Below are 15,435 nucleotides of genomic sequence, written 5' to 3' on the forward strand. Positions count from 1 at the left end.
TCCGCGGGGCATGCCTATACAGTTTGTAACAAACACAGACACGGCTGCATCTGCAGGAAAGGCAAGCATGTCCGGCAATATCGATCTCGAAGCATTGTGCCACGAAAAGGGGCTCCGTATCACCGAGCAGCGCCGCATAATTGCGCGCGTCATTTCGGATTCGGAGGATCATCCCGACGTCGAGACGCTGTATGAGCGCGCGTCAAAGGTCGACAGCGGCATTTCGATCGCCACCGTCTATCGCACCGTCCGTCTGTTCGAAGAGGCGGGCATCCTCGACCGCCACGATTTCGGCGACGGGCGCTCGCGCTACGAAGCCGCGCCCGAGGCGCATCACGATCATCTGATCGACGTCGAAACGGGCAAGGTGATCGAATTCGTCGATCCCGAGCTCGAGGCGTTGCAGAAGGTGATCGCCGAACGGCTGGGCTTCCGCCTCGTCGACCATCGCATGGAGCTTTATGGTGTCGCCATCGATCGCAAGCGCGACTGATCGCGCCTCGATCACCTGGCGGACGGTCGCCCGTCTCGCCTTGATGGTGCTGACGCTGCTTTTCCTGATCGTCCCGCACCTCCTCTACCGCGCCGCCCGTCGCCCGTCGCCGATGGTGATGGCCTTCCTCAACGCCGTCGGCTGGATCGCAGGGCTGCGCATCCGCACGACGGGCACGCGGCTCCGGCGCAATGTCCTGTTCGTGTCGAACCATGTCAGCTGGCTCGACATTCTCGCGCTCGGCGGCGCCGCGCGCTCGGCGTTCGTGTCAAAGGCCGAGGTCGGCGAAACCCCGCTCGTCGGCTGGCTCGCCGACCAGAACCACACCGTCTATGTCCAGCGCGAGGCGCGGCGCGAAATCCACAATCAGGCGAACGATCTGCGGGGTGCGCTCGCGCGCGGCCGCCCGGTGACGCTCTTCCCCGAAGGCACGACGGGGCCGGGCGACGGCCTGCTGCCCTTCCGCGCCTCGTTGTTCCAGGCGGTGATCCCGACGCCTCCGAACCTGCGCGTGCAGCCGGTGTTTCTCGATTATGGGCATGAGGCGAACGATATCGCCTGGCTCGATCCCGAATCGGGGCTCGACAATTTCAAGCGGCTGCTCGCGCGCAAGCGCCCGGTCCACCTGACGATCCACTATCTCGATCCCTTGCCCGATATCGTCGAGGGCGACCGCAAGCTGCTCGCCGAGGCTGCGCGCGCCTCGATTGCGGCGGAAATTGCGCGGTCTTCCGCCGGCGCGCCGCATCGCCTATAGCGCGCCGATGAAATCCGACTCTCCCCCAAGTCCTCAAAAGACTTTTCACGTCAAATCTTTCGGCTGCCAGATGAACGTCTATGACGGCGAGCGCATGGCCGAGATGCTGGGCGCCGAAGGCTATGTTGCCGCCGCCGACGGCGCGGACGCCGACCTCGTCGTGCTCAACACCTGCCACATCCGCGAAAAGGCGGCCGAGAAAGTCTATTCGGACATCGGCCGGCTGAAGCGCGCCGACGGCAGTCGCCCGACGATCGCGGTCGCGGGCTGCGTCGCACAGGCCGAGGGCGCTGAGATCGCGCGCCGTGCGCCCACGGTCGATGTCGTCGTCGGCCCGCAGGCATATCACCGTCTTCCCGACCTGATCGCCCGCGCCGCGCGCGGCGAGAAAGCCGTCGACCTCGACATGCCCGCCGAGAGCAAGTTCGGCGCGCTGCCGAAACGCGCGGGCGGGCAGCGCCCCACCGCCTTTCTGACGGTGCAGGAAGGTTGCGACAAATTCTGCACCTATTGCGTCGTGCCCTATACACGCGGCGCCGAGATCAGCCGGCCGTTCGCCGACCTGATCGCCGAGGCGCGCGCGCTCGTCGCGGGCGGGGTGCGCGAAATCACCTTGCTCGGCCAGAACGTCAACGCTTGGGACGGCGAGGACGCCAAGGGCCGGGCGATCGGCCTCGACGGGCTGATCCGCGAACTCGCGCGCGAGGACGGGTTAGAGCGCATCCGCTACACGACCAGCCACCCCAACGACATGACCGACGGGCTGATCGCCGCGCATGGCGAGATCGACAAGCTGATGCCCTTCCTCCACCTGCCGGTGCAGGCGGGCAGCGACCGCATCCTCGCCGCGATGAACCGCAGCCATTCGGTCGAAAGCTATCTCAAGATCATCGAACGCGTCCGCGCCGTGCGTCCCGACATTGCGATCTCGGGCGACTTCATCGTCGGCTTCCCCGGCGAAACCGACGCCGATTTCGAGGCGACGCTCGATATCGTCCGCGCGACCAATTATGCGATGGCGTACAGCTTCAAATATTCGCGCCGCCCCGGCACGCCCGCCGCGACGATGGACGATCAGATCGACGAAGCGGTGCTCAATGAGCGCCTCCAACGCCTCCAGGCGCTGCTCAACGAACAGCAGCAGGCGTTCAACGAAGCGACCGTCGGCCGGACCACGCGGCTGCTCCTCGAGCGCAAGGGCAAGCTCGACGGCCAGCTGATCGGCAAGTCGCCCTGGCTCCAGTCGGTGCATGTCATCGCGCCGGGGCTCAAGATCGGCGATATGATCGACGTGCGGATCACGTCGGCCGGTGCCAACAGCGTTGGCGCCGAAGCGCTGATGGAAGAGGTCGCCTAGTGGGCAGGACGGAAGCTGTCTCCCCGAAGACACACTCCGTCTCCTTCCGTCCTATTTGCAGCCCGCAAGTCATGGACTCCCGCCTTGACGGGGCTACAGTCATGTCGTCGATCGAAGGAGCCTTGCTTATATGTCCAAACGCCCGCTGACCGCCTCCGCCCCCGCCGAACCCGGCGACCGTGTCCGACTGACGGCGGAATTTGAGCGAACGCAGCTTTTGGGCATCCTCTTCGGCGAGTTCGACCGCAACCTCGTCGCGATCGAAAACCGCCTCGGCGTCTATATCTCGGCGCGCGGCAACCGCGTGCAGATCGAGGGCGAGGCCGAGGCCGCGGCGCGCGCGCGCGACGTGCTCACCGAACTCTACAACCGGATCGAACAGGGGCAGGAGGTCGACACCGGCCTCGTCGACGGGGTGATCGCGATGTCGGCGCAGCCGACGCTCGCGGGCATCATCCGCCACGACAAGGACGAAGCGCCGCCGATCATGATCCGCACGCGCAAAAAGACGATCGTCCCGCGCGCGCCGTCGCAAGTCCCCTATATGCAGGCGCTCGCCCGCGACGATGTGATTTTCGCGCTCGGCCCCGCGGGCACCGGCAAGACCTATCTCGCGGTTGCGCAGGCGGTTGCGCAGCTGATCACCGGCAGCGTCCAGCGCCTCATCCTCTCGCGCCCCGCGGTCGAGGCGGGCGAGAAGCTCGGCTTCCTTCCCGGCGACATGAAGGAAAAGGTCGATCCCTATCTCCGCCCGCTCTACGACGCGCTCCACGACTGCCTGCCCGCCGAGCAGGTCGAGCGCCGGATTGCGTCGGGTGAGATCGAGATCGCGCCGCTCGCCTTCATGCGCGGGCGCACGCTCGCCGATGCTTTCATCATCCTCGACGAGGCGCAGAACACGACGATCCCGCAGATGAAGATGTTCCTCACCCGCTTCGGCATGAACAGCCGCATGGTGGTCTGCGGCGACCCCAAGCAGGTCGACTTGCCGATCCCCGCAACCTCGGGCCTCGCCGACGCGGTCGGCCGGCTCGAAGGGCTGGAGGGCATCAACGTCAGCTATTTCACCAGCGCCGACGTCGTTCGCCACCCGATCGTCGGGCGGATCGTCGATGCCTATGAAGGGCCGGGGGCTTAGCGCGCGGACAGCGTCGGCTTTGGGGTGGGGAGCGGACGTTACTTGATCCCCCTTCGTCATCCCGGACTTGATCCGGGATCCCGCTTTTTTGACGCACTCATTGTCTTTGACCTCAAGCGGGACCCCGGATCAAGTCCGGGGTGACGATGAGTGATGGAGCGCTCCCGGTCGCTGCCTGCCTTTTCATCATTCCGAGCTTGTTTCCGCGTTCACGGCGCTTGCGGTCGGATCGTCGCGCGCTGCCACCTGCTGCTAATTTTCGAGAACGATTCTCAATAGCATATTGACCCTCTGAAATTCCCCGCCTAGACGGCCGCTATTGCGAGTCAGTCGCAATCAATCAGGGGAAGAAAATTGAACATCCGAAATTTGCCGTCGATATCCCGCCTTGCCGCAGGCAGCGCGCTGGGCCTCGCGCTCGCCGCGACCGCTTCGCCGGCCTTTGCGCAGGACAATGACGGCGAATATTGGGTGTCGCTCAAGAATCGCATCGTCGTCACCGCGACGCGCACCGCGGTGAAGGCCGAAGACGTCCCGGTCACCGTCACCGTGAAGAGCGACGAGCAGATCGCCGACGAGATGGTCACCGACATCCGCGACCTCGTCCGTTTCGAACCCGGCGTCAGTGTCCAGCGCCAGCCCGCGCGTTTCGGCGCCGCACTCGGCGCCACCGGCCGTGCAGGTAACGACAGCTTCAACATCCGCGGCATCGGCGGCAACCGCGTGCTGATCCAGGTCGACGGCGTCCGCGTTCCCGACGGCTTCAGCTTCGGCGCACAGGCATCGGGGCGCGGCGACTATGTCGACCTCGGCCTCGTCAAATCGGTCGAGATCCTGCGTGGCCCGTCGTCGGCGCTTTATGGCAGCGACGGCCTTGCCGGCGCGGTCAGCTTCATCACCTCCGACCCCGCCGACTTCCTCGAACCCGGCAAGAGCATCGGCGGCCTGCTCCGCGCCGGCTATAACAGCGCCGACGAGGAATTCAGCGAAACCGCGATCCTCGCGGGGCGCAGCGGCGACTGGTCGGTGATGGCGGCCTATACGCGCCGCGATTACAAGGAGCTGGAGAACCAGGGCAGCCTCGGCACGGCGAACGGCATCGGCGCGTCGCGCACGCGCGCCAACCCGCAGGACGGACGCTCGGACGCCGCGCTCGCGCGCATCGTCTACGACCCCGCCAACGGCCACAAGCTGCGCCTGACCGGCGAATATCTCGACACGCGCCTCTATACCAACGGGCTCAGCGGTCTCGGCCCGAACGGGCTCGGCGCGACCGTCGACCGCCTCGAAGGCTTCGACACCGGGACGCGCAAGCGCGTCTCGCTCGACTGGAGCTGGGAAGGCGAGGGGGCGATCGATTTCGCGCGCGTCGCGCTTTACTGGCAGGACGGCGAGGACCGCCAATATACCGAGGAAGACCGCACCCCGTCGGCCGACCGCACGCGCCTCAACACCTTCGAGAACCGCGTCTTTGGCGCCTCGGCCGACGCGCGCGCCGATTTCGCGACGGGTGCGATCACGCACCGTCTCGTCTTTGGCGGCGACATCAGCCAGACGCGCCAGCGCGGCCTTCGCGGCGGCACCGTCCCGCCGGCGGGCGAAACCTATCCCACCCGCGCCTTCCCGAGCACCGACTTCACCCGCGCGGGACTGTTCGTCGGCGACGAGATCGCGATCGCCGACGGCCGCTTGCTGCTCTACCCGGCGCTGCGTTTCGACTGGTACGACCTGTCGCCCGACAACGACCCGCTGCTGCCGACCTTCCGCGGCGCCAAGCAGGACGGCTCGCGCGTCTCGCCGAAGTTCGGCGCGGTGTGGAAAATTACCGACGATGTCCGGTTGTTCGCCAATTATGCGACCGGCTTCAAGGCGCCCGAGCCGGGGCAGGTGAACCAGTTCTTCGAGAATCTGACTTCGCCCTTCTTCTCGTACCGCACGCTCCCGAACCCCGACCTGGGGCCCGAGCGCAGCGAAAGTTTCGAGGGCGGCGTGCGCTTCTCCAATGACACGGTCAGCCTCGACGTCACCGGTTTTTCGGCGCGCTACAAGGATTTCATCAGCCAGGAACAGGTCGGCGGCGTCGGCACGATCGCCAACCCCATCCTCTATCAATTCGTGAATCTCGATCGCGTCCGGGTCAAAGGGGCCGAGGCGCGGTTCGAGGGGCGAGCGTCGTCCGGCCTGTATACGACGCTCGCCCTATCCTATGCGAAGGGGGACATCATCGACCCCGACGGCGTGCGCTCGCCGCTGTCGTCGATCGATCCGCTGAAGCTCGTCGCCGGCGTCGGCTATCGGGAATCGTCGGGTCGCTTGGGCGGCCAGATCATTATGACGCACGCGGGCCGCAAGGAAGCGTCGCGCACGACGGGGCTTTGCACCCCCACATGCTTCCGCCCCGATGCTTTCACGATCCTCGACGCGACGGCGTTCGTGCGGGTGATGGATGCGCTCACGCTGCGCGCGGGCGTCTTCAACATCCTCGACAAGAAATACAGCTGGTGGAGCGATGTGCGCGGCCTCGCGATGGGCGGAACGGCAACCAGCCCGACCAATCCGGCGAGCGCCGACGCCTATACCCAGCCCGGCCGCAACGCGAGCGTGTCGCTGAGCTTCCGCTTTTAAAACAGAAAGAAGGACTGCACCGATGAAAACCTATCGCAAGATCGCCGCCAGCCTGTTGCTGCTCACCGCCGCGCTGCCCGTCGCCGCCTCGGCGCACCCGCCGATCGCCGCCGAGGCCGCCGCCGCCAATTTCGAACAGGACCGCGCCGACATCCTCGCGATGGCGGGCAATTACCGCGTCAGCTTCAACATGCAGGAATCGACGCGCTGGGATCCGGCCTATGAGGTGCTCGAACCCAAGCGTTCGGGCGGCAACGAGGTCGTCCGCGTGATCGAGGACACGGGCCGCAAGATCAGTCTGCAGCATATGCTCGTCATCACGGGCGACGACGACAAGAGCATGATCATCAAGCATTGGCGGCAGGACTGGGAATATGAACCCGCGAAGCTGCTCGTCTATTCGGACCGCAACGCGTGGACGTGGGAAGATGTGCCCGAAAAGATGCGCACCGGCCGCTGGTCGCAGACGGTCTATCAGGTCGACGACAGCCCGCGTTACGGCGGCTGGGGCCAGTTCGAAACGCAGGGCGGCGTGCGCCGCTGGCGCTCGAACTGGACCTGGCGCCCGCTCGCGCGCCGCGATGCGGTGCGCAATCCGGTCTATGACCGCTACCTCTCGATCAACCGCCACCAGCCCTCGCCCGATGGCTGGGTCCACTGGCAGGACAATACCAAGATGGGGACGAAGGACGGCAAGCTGGTGCCGATCGTCCAGGAATATGTCCTCAACACCTATATCAAATATGACCAATATGACGTGAAGGCGGCCGACGATTATTGGGCGGCGACGAAAGAGTATTGGGCCGCGGTGCGCGCCGAATGGGACCGCGTCGCCGCCGCTAAGGGCGGCATCGCGATCAATGAGGAAGCGCAGACGGGCACCGTGATCAGCGGCCGCCTGCTCGAAATGGCCGACGAGGTTCAGGAAAAGAAGCTGACTACCGCGAAAGCCATCAGCGAGGCTAAGAAGCTGATCGAAACGAACACACGCAAGCTTTGACGACCTTCACCATGTGAAGCCCGAAACTGGGGGCGGTCCGAAAGGGCCGCCCCCTATTTTGTTGCGTGGGCGGTGAGACAGCAAAGGGATGGGAAGCGGACGTTGCTTCATTTTCCTTCGTCACCCCGGACTTGATCCGGGGTCCCGCTTGATGCCGAAACCAGTCGGTGCCTCGAAAAAAGCGGGATCCCGGATCAAGTCCGGGATGACGATAAATAGGATCTGCAACTAGTGGCCGCGAGATAATGATGGAACCTCTATTTCCTCGCGCCGTAGACGCTCCAGATGCCCGCGCCGCGCGTCGCGATGAACAGGAAGATGAAGCAGTAGAGGATGATCGTCTCGCCGCCATTGACGATCGGATAAAGCCCTTGCGTTGCGTGTGCGGTCCAATAGCCGACCGCCGCCATGCCGCTCGCGATGAAGGCCGCGGGGCGGGTGAACAGGCCGATGACGATCAGGCCGCCCGCGACCAGCTCGATCGCCCCAGCGGCTTGCAGCATCGGGGTGAGTTCCATCGGGAACTTGACCGGGAAATTGAAGAATTTCTGCACGCCATGCGCCATGAACAACAGGCCCGCGACGATGCGCAGCAATGCATAGGCCTGTTCGCCGAAACCATCGAGAAACTTCATGATTTTCCCCCTCATTCCGATTGTCGAGGCGGGCAGGCTAACCGATTTTCCGTCCGGTGCGAATTTTTTTCGCATATCATGTCACACGCGCCGATCCTGTCTCGTCATGTCGGTACAACCCCTTAAAGGAGACATGACATGACCAAGGTAACCGACCCCTTCGCCGCCTCGCCGCAGCTGATGAAGCAGTGGATGGCGGTCAGCCTCGCGGCCGAAAAAAGCCTTGAGACGAGCCTGATCGAGCTGGTGAAGATCCGCTCGTCGATCCTCAACGGCTGCGCCAACTGCATCAACATGCACACCGCCGACGCGCGCGCGAAGGGCGAGACCGAGCAGCGCATCTATCTGCTCGCGGCGTGGGCCGACGCCCCGGTTTATACGCCGCGCGAACGCGCCGCGCTCGCGTGGACCGACGCCTTGACCCGTCTTTCGCAAGCACACACGCAAAAGGAAGCGCACGCGGCGCTCGACGAGCATTTCACGGCGGAGGAACAGATGAACCTGACCGTGATGATCAACGTCATCAATGGCTGGAACCGCATCGCGGTCGGCTTCGACCTCTGGTACGAAGGCGGCGCGCCCGCGAAGGCCGCCTGATGACCCCCGAAGGCATCCACGGCGACACCGGTGCGGCGGCGGACGCGGCGGCGAGTTTCGACCCGCTGCGTCCGCTGCTCACGCGCGTCGCGTACCGCATGCTCGGCTCGGTCGCCGACGCCGAGGATGTGGTGCAGGATGCCTTCATCCGCTGGCTCGCCGCCGACCGCGATGCGGTGCGCGAGCCCGCGGCGTTCCTCCGCCGCACCGTGACGCGGCTCTGCCTCGACCAGATCAAGTCGGCGCGAAACCAGCGCGAGACCTATGTCGGCCCCTGGCTCCCCGACCCGCTGGTCGAGGAGGAGGAAGCGGACGACGTCACACTGCCGCTGATGCTCGCGCTCGAACGGCTCTCCCCCTTGGAGCGCGCCGCCTTCCTGCTCCACGACGTCTTCGGCGTCGAGTATGACGAGGTCGCGAAGACGATCGATCGCGATCCCGCCGCGACGCGCCAGCTCGCGGCGCGCGCGCGCACCCACGTCCGCGACGCGCGCCCGCGCTACAAGCTCGAGAAAGAGCAGGGGCTCCAGATAGCCAACGCCTTTTTCGCGGCCTCGCGCAGCGGCGATATGCGCGCGCTCGGCGCGCTGCTCGCCGCCGATGTCGGCATGTGGGCCGATGGCGGCGGCAAGCGCCCCGCCGCGACGGGGCCGGTAATCGGATACGACATCGTGCTGAAACTGCACCGCAGCCTTGCGGTGCTGTTCGGCAAATATGGCTCGACGCTCGTCCACGCCGGAATGATCAACGGCCTGCCGGGTTTCGTCACGCGCGAGGCCGACGGCGAGCTGCAAACCACCGCGCTCGAGATTGCGGACGGCAAGGTCACCGCCATCTATGTCATGCGCAACCCCGACAAGCTCAAACACATGCACTGACGCTCAGGCGGCGCGGCATACCCCCGCGGCGACGAACAGGATCGCCGCGGCAAAGCTCGCCGCGGTGCGCACCGAGTTCCAGAAGGTCCAATCCTTGAGATAGCGCGCCCACAGCGCCGCGCCCTCGGGCGTGCCCACCGGCGCCCTGGCAAGCGCATTGTTGAGCGGGACGTTCAGCGCCATCGTGACCCCGTCGCAGCCGATGACATACAGCAGCGCCGCGGCGAGGATCAGCTTGCCGTCGAGCGAACCGGGCGATCCCAGCGCCATCGCCGCCGCGATCAGGCACAGCAGCCCGGTGCCGAACAATGCGGTCATGAAGGCCGGATTGATCACCGTGACGTTGATCGAATTCATCGCACTCGCGCCCTGCTCGGGCGCGAGCCGTCCAAGCCCGGCCATGATGAAGCTGGAAAAGCCGAAGAAGACCCCGCCGACCAGCGCCGCGCCGCCCGCGGCGGCGAAGCTGAGGCCGGTCAAAAGATTATCGGCCATGCTGCCCTCCCGAAATCTTCGTTGATACAATATGATAGGTGATGCGGTACAATTCCATCGATTGCGCTCCTCCCCTTTGGCTCGAAAAGGTCAGCCGATCCGGCGCCGACCAGTCGAGCATCGGCCCATAACTATCCTTCACCGGATCGTTCACCGCGAGGGGCAATATCATTCCCGCGTCGTAGCGGCCACTCTGCGATGTCGCGGCGAACAGGTCGACGCGATCGTCCTTCATGCTCGGCGCGCGCGCGAAGACCAAAGTCCGGCTGTCGGCCAGAAAGCTCGCGTCGAATTCGTCGGCGGGGGTGTTGATCGTTCCGGGCAGCGGCACGGCGGCAGCAAAATCGCGCCCTTTCGACCTTGCGGTGTAAAGGTCGTGGCGTCCGGCGCCGCCCGGCCGGTCGCTCGAAAACAGCAGCCGCCGGCCGTCGGGCGACAGCATCGGCGCATATTCGTTCGCCGCGCTATTGACCTGCGGCCCCAGATTTTCGGGCGTGCCGAACCCCTTTGCGGTCACCGCGACGCGATACAGATCGTCCTTGCCGATCCCGCCGGGCCGGTCCGAACAGAAATAGACGATGCGTCCGTCGCGCGAGAAAGCGGGGTCGAAATCGCGCCCCGGCGAATTGAACGAAACCGGCGTCGCGGGCGCCCACTCGTTTCCCTCGCGGCGTGCGATCCAGATGTCGTAGCCGCCGGGCCCGCCCGGCCGGTCGCGGCTGAACCACAAAGCGGTTCGGCCGTCGGGGCTGATCGTCAGGCGAATTTCCGAATGACCGGTCGAGGCGATCCCCGGCGCGAACAGCTCGGCCTCGCCGACGATTTCGACCGCGGGGCTCGCGGCGAGCAGCGAAAAGGCGAGGGCAAACGCCGTCATTTTACGCGGTCCGATCGAAATCGCTGATCCAGTTGGTCTCCCAGCTCTGGCCGCCGTCGGCCGACGATGCCTGCTCCCAGCGTGCCGAGGTCGCGGTGATGCGCGACCATAAAACGCGCGTCTTGATCGGCCGCCCCTCGAAACTGTCGTCGCCGATGAAGGTGCCGACCCCGCCCGCAAAGCCGCCGCGCACCGGCGGCGCGATGCTCGTCGGACTGCGCCCGTCGAGCCACCAGCTCAGCCATTCGCCCGTCGCCGGATCGAGCGCGCGGATGCCGACCCCGCGGAACGGCGCGCCGGGAAAGTTCATCACATTGTCGCCGACGTTACCGCGCCCGCCGAGCACGGGCCAGTTCACCAGCGTCCCGTCGAAATCGACCCAGTCGCGGCTTCCCGCGAGCCGCTTTTTCAGCCGGCGGTGCCGCACCTTCCAGCTGCCGACCAGAAAGGCGAAGTCGCGTGCGTTCGGCGCCTCTTCGGCCAGCAATGGCAGCGGCGTCGGCGTGGCTCCGGTGCGCGTGAAATAGTTCCGCCAATTGATCTCCCACGTCGCGCCGCCATCGGTCGAAAATCCTTGGTCCCAGTGCGGGCGCGCGCCGTCGATCTCGTGCCAGCGAAACCGGACCGCGATATCCTGACCCTTATATGTGTCGCGCCCGGTAAAGACGCCCTCGTCGCCGTCGAAACGTCCGATCACGGGCGGCTCGATATGCGTTGGGTTTCGCCCGTCGACCCACCAGATCGCCCATCGCCGAGTCGCCGGGTCGAAGGCGCGGATTCCGAAGCCGCGATATTCGCCGCCGGGCAGGTCGAGGATATTGTCGTCGATCGTCCCGAGCCCGCCCAGCGTCAGCCAGCACGCGCTCTTGCCGCCAAACTCGGCCCAGTCGTCGCTGCCCGCGAGCCGTTCCTTCAATCGCCGGTGCCAGACGTCCCAATCGCCGACCAGCCATTGCCAGTCGCGGTGATGCGGGTCGTGGCCCCATGCGGGCACACCGAAAGCCGCCGCGCCACCGGCGAGGATCATCGTTTCGATCAGGCGGCGGCGGTCGAGCGAAGTGGAAAGATGGGTCATCGGGCCTCCAGCGAATGGGTGGCTTGGTCTGCCCCGCGCGCGACGCTTTGAGGATGCGAAGAATGGCTGTAGAGGCTAAGTCATATTTATGGTCCGCGCCGACAAGCTTCCGCCCTTGCCCTCGATCCGCGCTTTTGAAGCGGCTGCGCGGCTGGAGAGTTTTGCCCGCGCCGCACACGAACTCGGCACCACCGCCGCGTCGGTCAGTTACCATGTCCGCCAGCTCGAACAGCAGACCGGGCTGCACCTGTTCGTCCGCCATCCGCACAAGGTCGTGCTGACCGCCGCGGGCGCCGCGATCGCGCGCGAGGCGACGGCCGCCTTCGCGGCGCTGCATGCGAGCTTCGTAAAGGCGCAGGACCGGGACGAGGCGCGGCTGTCGCTGACGACGCTCCCGACCTTCGGGACGAGCTGGCTGACCCCGCGGCTTGGGCTGTTCCGCGCGCGGCATCCCGACATCGCGATCGAACTCGAATTGTCGGCCGAACCGCAGGCGCTCGGCGATGGCCGTTTCGACGCCGCGATCCGCCACGGGCTTGGCGAATGGCGCGGCCTCAGAAGCGTCCGATTGTTCCCCGTCCTGTTCATGCCGCTTTGCGCGCCCGCACTGAAGGTCGCGGCCGCCGGGCTGGAGAATCCGGGCAAAGCGCTCGATGTCCCGCTGCTCGGCCGGCCCGACTGGTGGGGACTGTGGTATCGCGCGCTCGGTGTCGCCCCGGGGCCGCCACCCGACCGCTTCGGCACCAGCCTCGCCGCCGAGCATATGGATATCGCCGCCGCGATCGCGGGGCACGGGATCGCGATCGGCTCGCCGATCCTGTTCCGCGACGAAATCGCCGCCGGCCGCCTCGTGCCCGCGCACGACCTCGTCGCGGGCGACGGCCGCGCCTTCTGGTTCGTCTATCCCGTCGCGCGGCTGCAGAGCCAAAAGATCGCGCACTTTCGCGATTGGCTAGCAGAAGCGGCGGCCGCCGAGGTGGCGGCTGCGCAGACCCATATCAGCGATGCAATCATCCTTGAGCCGTGACCATGAGCAAATATCGCTGTCCTACAAAATCGTGGGGCGATAGCGTGGCGGCGATGACACGCCCTTGCCCCATTCGCGCCCTTGGCGCCCCGTCTCCCGGACAATATATGCGATTCCAGTGTGAAGTTACCCAGTTTTCTGCCGATTTTTGCGCAGAGCCGATCCGATGCTGAGCGTCGAAACCCACGCCGCGACGCCGTGGCCCGATCCGCTCGACTGGGAGGTGCGGGCAGGCGAGGCGGTCGCCGCCGCGCTCGCGCTGACGCCCTATGCCGAGCTTGCCGACGCCGCGCCGCTCGTCGAGGTGTCGGTGCGGCTGACCGACGATGCGGAGGTCCACACGCTCAACCGCGATTTTCGCGGCAAGGACAAGCCGACCAACGTCCTTTCCTTTCCGCAGGTCCAGGAGGATCTGCTCGAAAGCCTCGCGAACAGCGATGATGGCGAAATCCTGCTCGGCGACATCGTGCTCGCGCGCGAAACCTGCGCGCGCGAGGCGGAGGAGAAGGGGATTTCGGTTCCCGATCACGCGACGCACCTGATCGTCCACGGCACGCTGCATCTCGTCGGTTACGACCATATGGACGATCACTCAGCCGTGGCGATGGAGGCGCTTGAGGTGAAAGCGCTTGCATCGCTGGGCATCGCCAATCCATATGCGGAACTCGACTAGCAGGGAAACGACACGCACATGCCCGACGACCAGGGATCTTCGAGCCGATCGGAAGAGGACAGTAGTAGACCCGGACTATTGTCCGGGCTGAAGAATCTGTTGTTCGGCGGCGACAAGGAACCGTCGCTGCGCGAGCAGATCGAAGAGGTCATCGACGAGGCCGAGGAAGAGGGGCAGGAACGGCGCGGCAGCAGCGTCGTCGGCGACCTGTCGCAGATCGAGCGCAAGATGCTGCGCAACCTCCTCCACTTCGGCGAACAGACCGTCGACGATGTCGCGGTGCCGCGTGCCGACATCATCGCGATCCCCGAAAGCGCGAGCTTTGCCGAGATCGTCGCGTCCTTCGCCGAAGCCGGGCACAGCCGCCTGCCGGTCTACCGCGAGAATCTCGACGAGGTCGTCGGCATGATCCACGTCAAGGACGTGTTCGCCGTGCTCGCCGAGGGGCGCACCCCGCCGCCCTTGCTCGACCTCATCCGCCAGCCGCTTTACGTCCCGCAATCGATGGGCGTGCTCGACCTGCTCGCTGAAATGCGCGCGAAACGTACGCATCTGGCGATCGTCATCGACGAATATTCGGGCACCGAGGGGCTGCTGACGATCGAGGATCTGGTCGAGGAAATCGTCGGCGAGATCGAGGACGAGCATGACGACGAGCCAACCGCGCTGTTCGCGCCGGGCGAGGGCGGTTGCTGGGAAGCCGACGCGCGCGCCGAGCTCGACGATGTCGGCGAGGCAATCGACCCGCGGCTCGCCGAGATCGAGGAAGACGTCGACACGCTGGGCGGCCTCGCCGCCGTGCTCGCGGGCCATGTCCCCGAGGTCGGCGAAATCCTCGTCCACCCGAGCGGCTGGCGCATCGAGGTCATCGAGGCCGACGAGCGCCGCGTCCACCGCCTGCGCCTCCACCCGCCGGTGGTCGTCGATCTGGAAGCGCCGTCGGAAACCGGGGACTAGGTTCTTCCGCTAATCCGGGTCGATGTTGACCACATTATATTTGAGCGCCTCTTTCCGCGTCAGGCATCGCCGTGTCGACCGGTCTTCGCCGGTCGCGATCGCTTTCTGCCGGTACATGATATCGGACAGCAGGTCGCGCGAGACATCGAGGCGGATCAGCAGGTCGTTATCCTCGGTCGCCATCAGCGCCGCCTCCCGCTCGACGTCGCTGATCAACTCGGTGGTGGACTCGGCGCCCATCGCGACGCTCGACTGAATCGCGTTCTTGTCGCCGGTCATCGTGAACATATGGACCATGAAATATCCGCCCGGGTCGATCGTGCGCGCGCGGCCGCCCATGAAGACGAAATTGCACGCACTGAAACAGGTCCACCCCGACGGAATGCGGGTCACCATCTGGCGCTCTTTGCTGAACTTGCGGATCAGCAATCCCGCCGCATTGCCGGCGCGCGCATCGCCGCCCGGCGACCGGATCCAGATTTCGCTGATCGACGGATTGTCGGTGAGCACCTTTTCGAGCCGCGCCGGAAGTTCGCTATCGACGCGGCCCTCGGCCAGCAGCACGGTTTCGCCGCTGCGCTGGAACGGGGTCAGTACCATCGTCTTATAGTCTGACCAGCTGGGATTGGCGGGGCAGGTCGGGTTATCGGGGTCCATGCCGGGCGGCGTCGCGGCGGTGCATACGAGCGCCCCGACAAGCGCTGTGACCGATTTGATCCAATGGTTCATACGATCATCCCCACATAAGGCGGACCCTTAACCGCAGATGCGATGATGCTATGTCATCGCCACGGCCAAAACAATATCACGGCATGGGCATTTGGCGGTGTGATCCGCGTCATTGACCCCGC

16 protein-coding genes are annotated in these 15,435 nt (G+C 65.6%); 11 read left to right on the forward strand and 5 right to left on the reverse strand.

Annotation, left to right across the window (positions count from 1 at the left end):
* Positions 1-67 precede the first annotated feature (67 nt).
* The 6 genes from J2X38_RS15905 (at position 68) to J2X38_RS15930 (ending at position 7,370) form a co-directional block, all read left to right on the forward strand.
* Entirely contained in the window at positions 68-493 is a 426-nt protein-coding gene (locus J2X38_RS15905; RefSeq protein WP_056369183.1) for a Fur family transcriptional regulator, read from the forward strand.
* The gene (locus J2X38_RS15910) at positions 462-1,250 is read left to right on the forward strand and encodes a lysophospholipid acyltransferase family protein (protein WP_310255357.1); all 789 of its coding nucleotides are present in this window, start codon (positions 462-464) and stop codon (positions 1,248-1,250) included. The genes J2X38_RS15905 and J2X38_RS15910 overlap by 32 nt, the downstream gene beginning before the upstream one ends.
* 7 nt (positions 1,251-1,257) lie before the next feature.
* Positions 1,258-2,607, forward strand: a complete 1,350-nt coding sequence (gene miaB, locus J2X38_RS15915; protein ID WP_310255360.1) for a tRNA (N6-isopentenyl adenosine(37)-C2)-methylthiotransferase MiaB — start codon at positions 1,258-1,260, stop codon at positions 2,605-2,607.
* Between the two features lie 130 nt (positions 2,608-2,737).
* Positions 2,738-3,745 carry a PhoH family protein gene (locus tag J2X38_RS15920; protein WP_058537192.1) on the forward strand — a complete coding sequence of 336 codons (1,008 nt, stop codon included), beginning with the start codon at positions 2,738-2,740 and terminating at the stop codon, positions 3,743-3,745.
* A 369-nt stretch (positions 3,746-4,114) separates the two neighbouring features.
* A complete protein-coding gene (locus tag J2X38_RS15925; protein WP_310255364.1) occupies positions 4,115-6,370 on the forward strand; it encodes a TonB-dependent hemoglobin/transferrin/lactoferrin family receptor in 2,256 nt (751 codons plus the stop codon).
* 22 nt (positions 6,371-6,392) lie between these two features.
* A complete protein-coding gene (locus tag J2X38_RS15930; RefSeq protein WP_310255366.1) occupies positions 6,393-7,370 on the forward strand; it encodes a DUF6607 family protein in 978 nt (325 codons plus the stop codon).
* A 257-nt stretch (positions 7,371-7,627) separates the two neighbouring features.
* On the opposite strand, the gene J2X38_RS15935 is transcribed toward J2X38_RS15930, so the two are convergent.
* Positions 7,628-8,005: a DoxX family protein gene (locus J2X38_RS15935; RefSeq protein ID WP_310255367.1), complete on the reverse strand. Its 378-nt coding sequence runs from the start codon at positions 8,003-8,005 to the stop codon at positions 7,628-7,630.
* 138 nt (positions 8,006-8,143) lie between these two features.
* On the opposite strand from J2X38_RS15935, the gene J2X38_RS15940 reads away from it, so the two are divergent.
* Positions 8,144-8,602, forward strand: coding sequence for a carboxymuconolactone decarboxylase family protein (locus J2X38_RS15940; RefSeq protein ID WP_058537189.1), 459 nt, complete (start codon positions 8,144-8,146; stop codon positions 8,600-8,602).
* Positions 8,602-9,480 (forward strand): sigma-70 family RNA polymerase sigma factor, encoded by an 879-nt coding sequence (locus J2X38_RS15945; protein WP_310255370.1) that lies wholly within the window; start codon positions 8,602-8,604, stop codon positions 9,478-9,480. The genes J2X38_RS15940 and J2X38_RS15945 overlap by 1 nt, the downstream gene beginning before the upstream one ends.
* Before the next feature lie 3 nt (positions 9,481-9,483).
* Here the strand turns inward: J2X38_RS15945 and J2X38_RS15950 are convergent, their stop codons facing one another.
* The 3 genes from J2X38_RS15950 to J2X38_RS15960 are packed head-to-tail and all read right to left on the reverse strand — an operon-like array spanning position 9,484 to position 11,927.
* Positions 9,484-9,975, reverse strand: coding sequence for an anthrone oxygenase family protein (locus J2X38_RS15950; protein WP_310255372.1), 492 nt, complete (start codon positions 9,973-9,975; stop codon positions 9,484-9,486).
* Entirely contained in the window at positions 9,965-10,852 is an 888-nt protein-coding gene (locus J2X38_RS15955) for a hypothetical protein (RefSeq protein ID WP_310255374.1), read from the reverse strand. Before J2X38_RS15955 ends, J2X38_RS15950 begins: the two co-directional genes overlap by 11 nt.
* Before the next feature lies 1 nt (position 10,853).
* Positions 10,854-11,927 carry a hypothetical protein gene (locus J2X38_RS15960; RefSeq protein WP_310255376.1) on the reverse strand — a complete coding sequence of 358 codons (1,074 nt, stop codon included), beginning with the start codon at positions 11,925-11,927 and terminating at the stop codon, positions 10,854-10,856.
* An 88-nt stretch (positions 11,928-12,015) separates the two neighbouring features.
* Here J2X38_RS15960 and J2X38_RS15965 point away from each other — a divergent pair, with 88 nt between their 5' ends.
* The 3 genes from J2X38_RS15965 (at position 12,016) to J2X38_RS15975 (ending at position 14,584) form a co-directional block, all read left to right on the forward strand.
* Positions 12,016-12,954 (forward strand): LysR substrate-binding domain-containing protein, encoded by a 939-nt coding sequence (locus J2X38_RS15965; RefSeq protein WP_310255378.1) that lies wholly within the window; start codon positions 12,016-12,018, stop codon positions 12,952-12,954.
* Positions 12,955-13,120: 166 nt separating this feature from the next.
* Positions 13,121-13,627, forward strand: a complete 507-nt coding sequence (gene ybeY, locus J2X38_RS15970; protein WP_310255380.1) for an rRNA maturation RNase YbeY — start codon at positions 13,121-13,123, stop codon at positions 13,625-13,627.
* Positions 13,628-13,645: 18 nt separating this feature from the next.
* On the forward strand, positions 13,646-14,584 hold the full coding sequence (locus J2X38_RS15975; RefSeq protein WP_058537182.1) for a hemolysin family protein: 939 nt from the start codon (positions 13,646-13,648) through the stop codon (positions 14,582-14,584).
* A gap of 9 nt (positions 14,585-14,593) precedes the next feature.
* Here J2X38_RS15975 and J2X38_RS15980 read toward each other — a convergent pair whose 3' ends face one another.
* A complete protein-coding gene (locus J2X38_RS15980; RefSeq protein ID WP_058537181.1) occupies positions 14,594-15,313 on the reverse strand; it encodes a hypothetical protein in 720 nt (239 codons plus the stop codon).
* Between the last annotated feature and the right edge of the window lie 122 nt (positions 15,314-15,435).

The organism is Sphingopyxis sp. BE235 (assembly GCF_031457175.1).
GTDB lineage: Bacteria > Pseudomonadota > Alphaproteobacteria > Sphingomonadales > Sphingomonadaceae > Sphingopyxis.

Bases quoted from the DNA above. Each gene is read 5' to 3' on its own strand.
- J2X38_RS15935 (WP_310255367.1), bottom strand. From the start codon at position 8,005: ATGAAGTTTCTCGATGGTTTCGGCGAACAGGCCTATGCATTGCTGCGC.
- J2X38_RS15945 (WP_310255370.1), top strand. From the start codon at position 8,602: ATGACCCCCGAAGGCATCCACGGCGACACCGGTGCGGCGGCGGACGCG.
- J2X38_RS15905 (WP_056369183.1), top strand. From the start codon at position 68: ATGTCCGGCAATATCGATCTCGAAGCATTGTGCCACGAAAAGGGGCTC.
- J2X38_RS15980 (WP_058537181.1), bottom strand. From the start codon at position 15,313: ATGAACCATTGGATCAAATCGGTCACAGCGCTTGTCGGGGCGCTCGTA.
- J2X38_RS15940 (WP_058537189.1), top strand. From the start codon at position 8,144: ATGACCAAGGTAACCGACCCCTTCGCCGCCTCGCCGCAGCTGATGAAG.
- J2X38_RS15965 (WP_310255378.1), top strand. From the start codon at position 12,016: ATGGTCCGCGCCGACAAGCTTCCGCCCTTGCCCTCGATCCGCGCTTTT.
- J2X38_RS15975 (WP_058537182.1), top strand. From the start codon at position 13,646: ATGCCCGACGACCAGGGATCTTCGAGCCGATCGGAAGAGGACAGTAGT.
- J2X38_RS15955 (WP_310255374.1), bottom strand. From the start codon at position 10,852: ATGACGGCGTTTGCCCTCGCCTTTTCGCTGCTCGCCGCGAGCCCCGCG.
- J2X38_RS15910 (WP_310255357.1), top strand. From the start codon at position 462: ATGGTGTCGCCATCGATCGCAAGCGCGACTGATCGCGCCTCGATCACC.
- miaB (WP_310255360.1), top strand. From the start codon at position 1,258: ATGAAATCCGACTCTCCCCCAAGTCCTCAAAAGACTTTTCACGTCAAA.
- J2X38_RS15930 (WP_310255366.1), top strand. From the start codon at position 6,393: ATGAAAACCTATCGCAAGATCGCCGCCAGCCTGTTGCTGCTCACCGCC.
- J2X38_RS15920 (WP_058537192.1), top strand. From the start codon at position 2,738: ATGTCCAAACGCCCGCTGACCGCCTCCGCCCCCGCCGAACCCGGCGAC.
- J2X38_RS15960 (WP_310255376.1), bottom strand. From the start codon at position 11,927: ATGACCCATCTTTCCACTTCGCTCGACCGCCGCCGCCTGATCGAAACG.
- ybeY (WP_310255380.1), top strand. From the start codon at position 13,121: ATGCTGAGCGTCGAAACCCACGCCGCGACGCCGTGGCCCGATCCGCTC.
- J2X38_RS15950 (WP_310255372.1), bottom strand. From the start codon at position 9,975: ATGGCCGATAATCTTTTGACCGGCCTCAGCTTCGCCGCCGCGGGCGGC.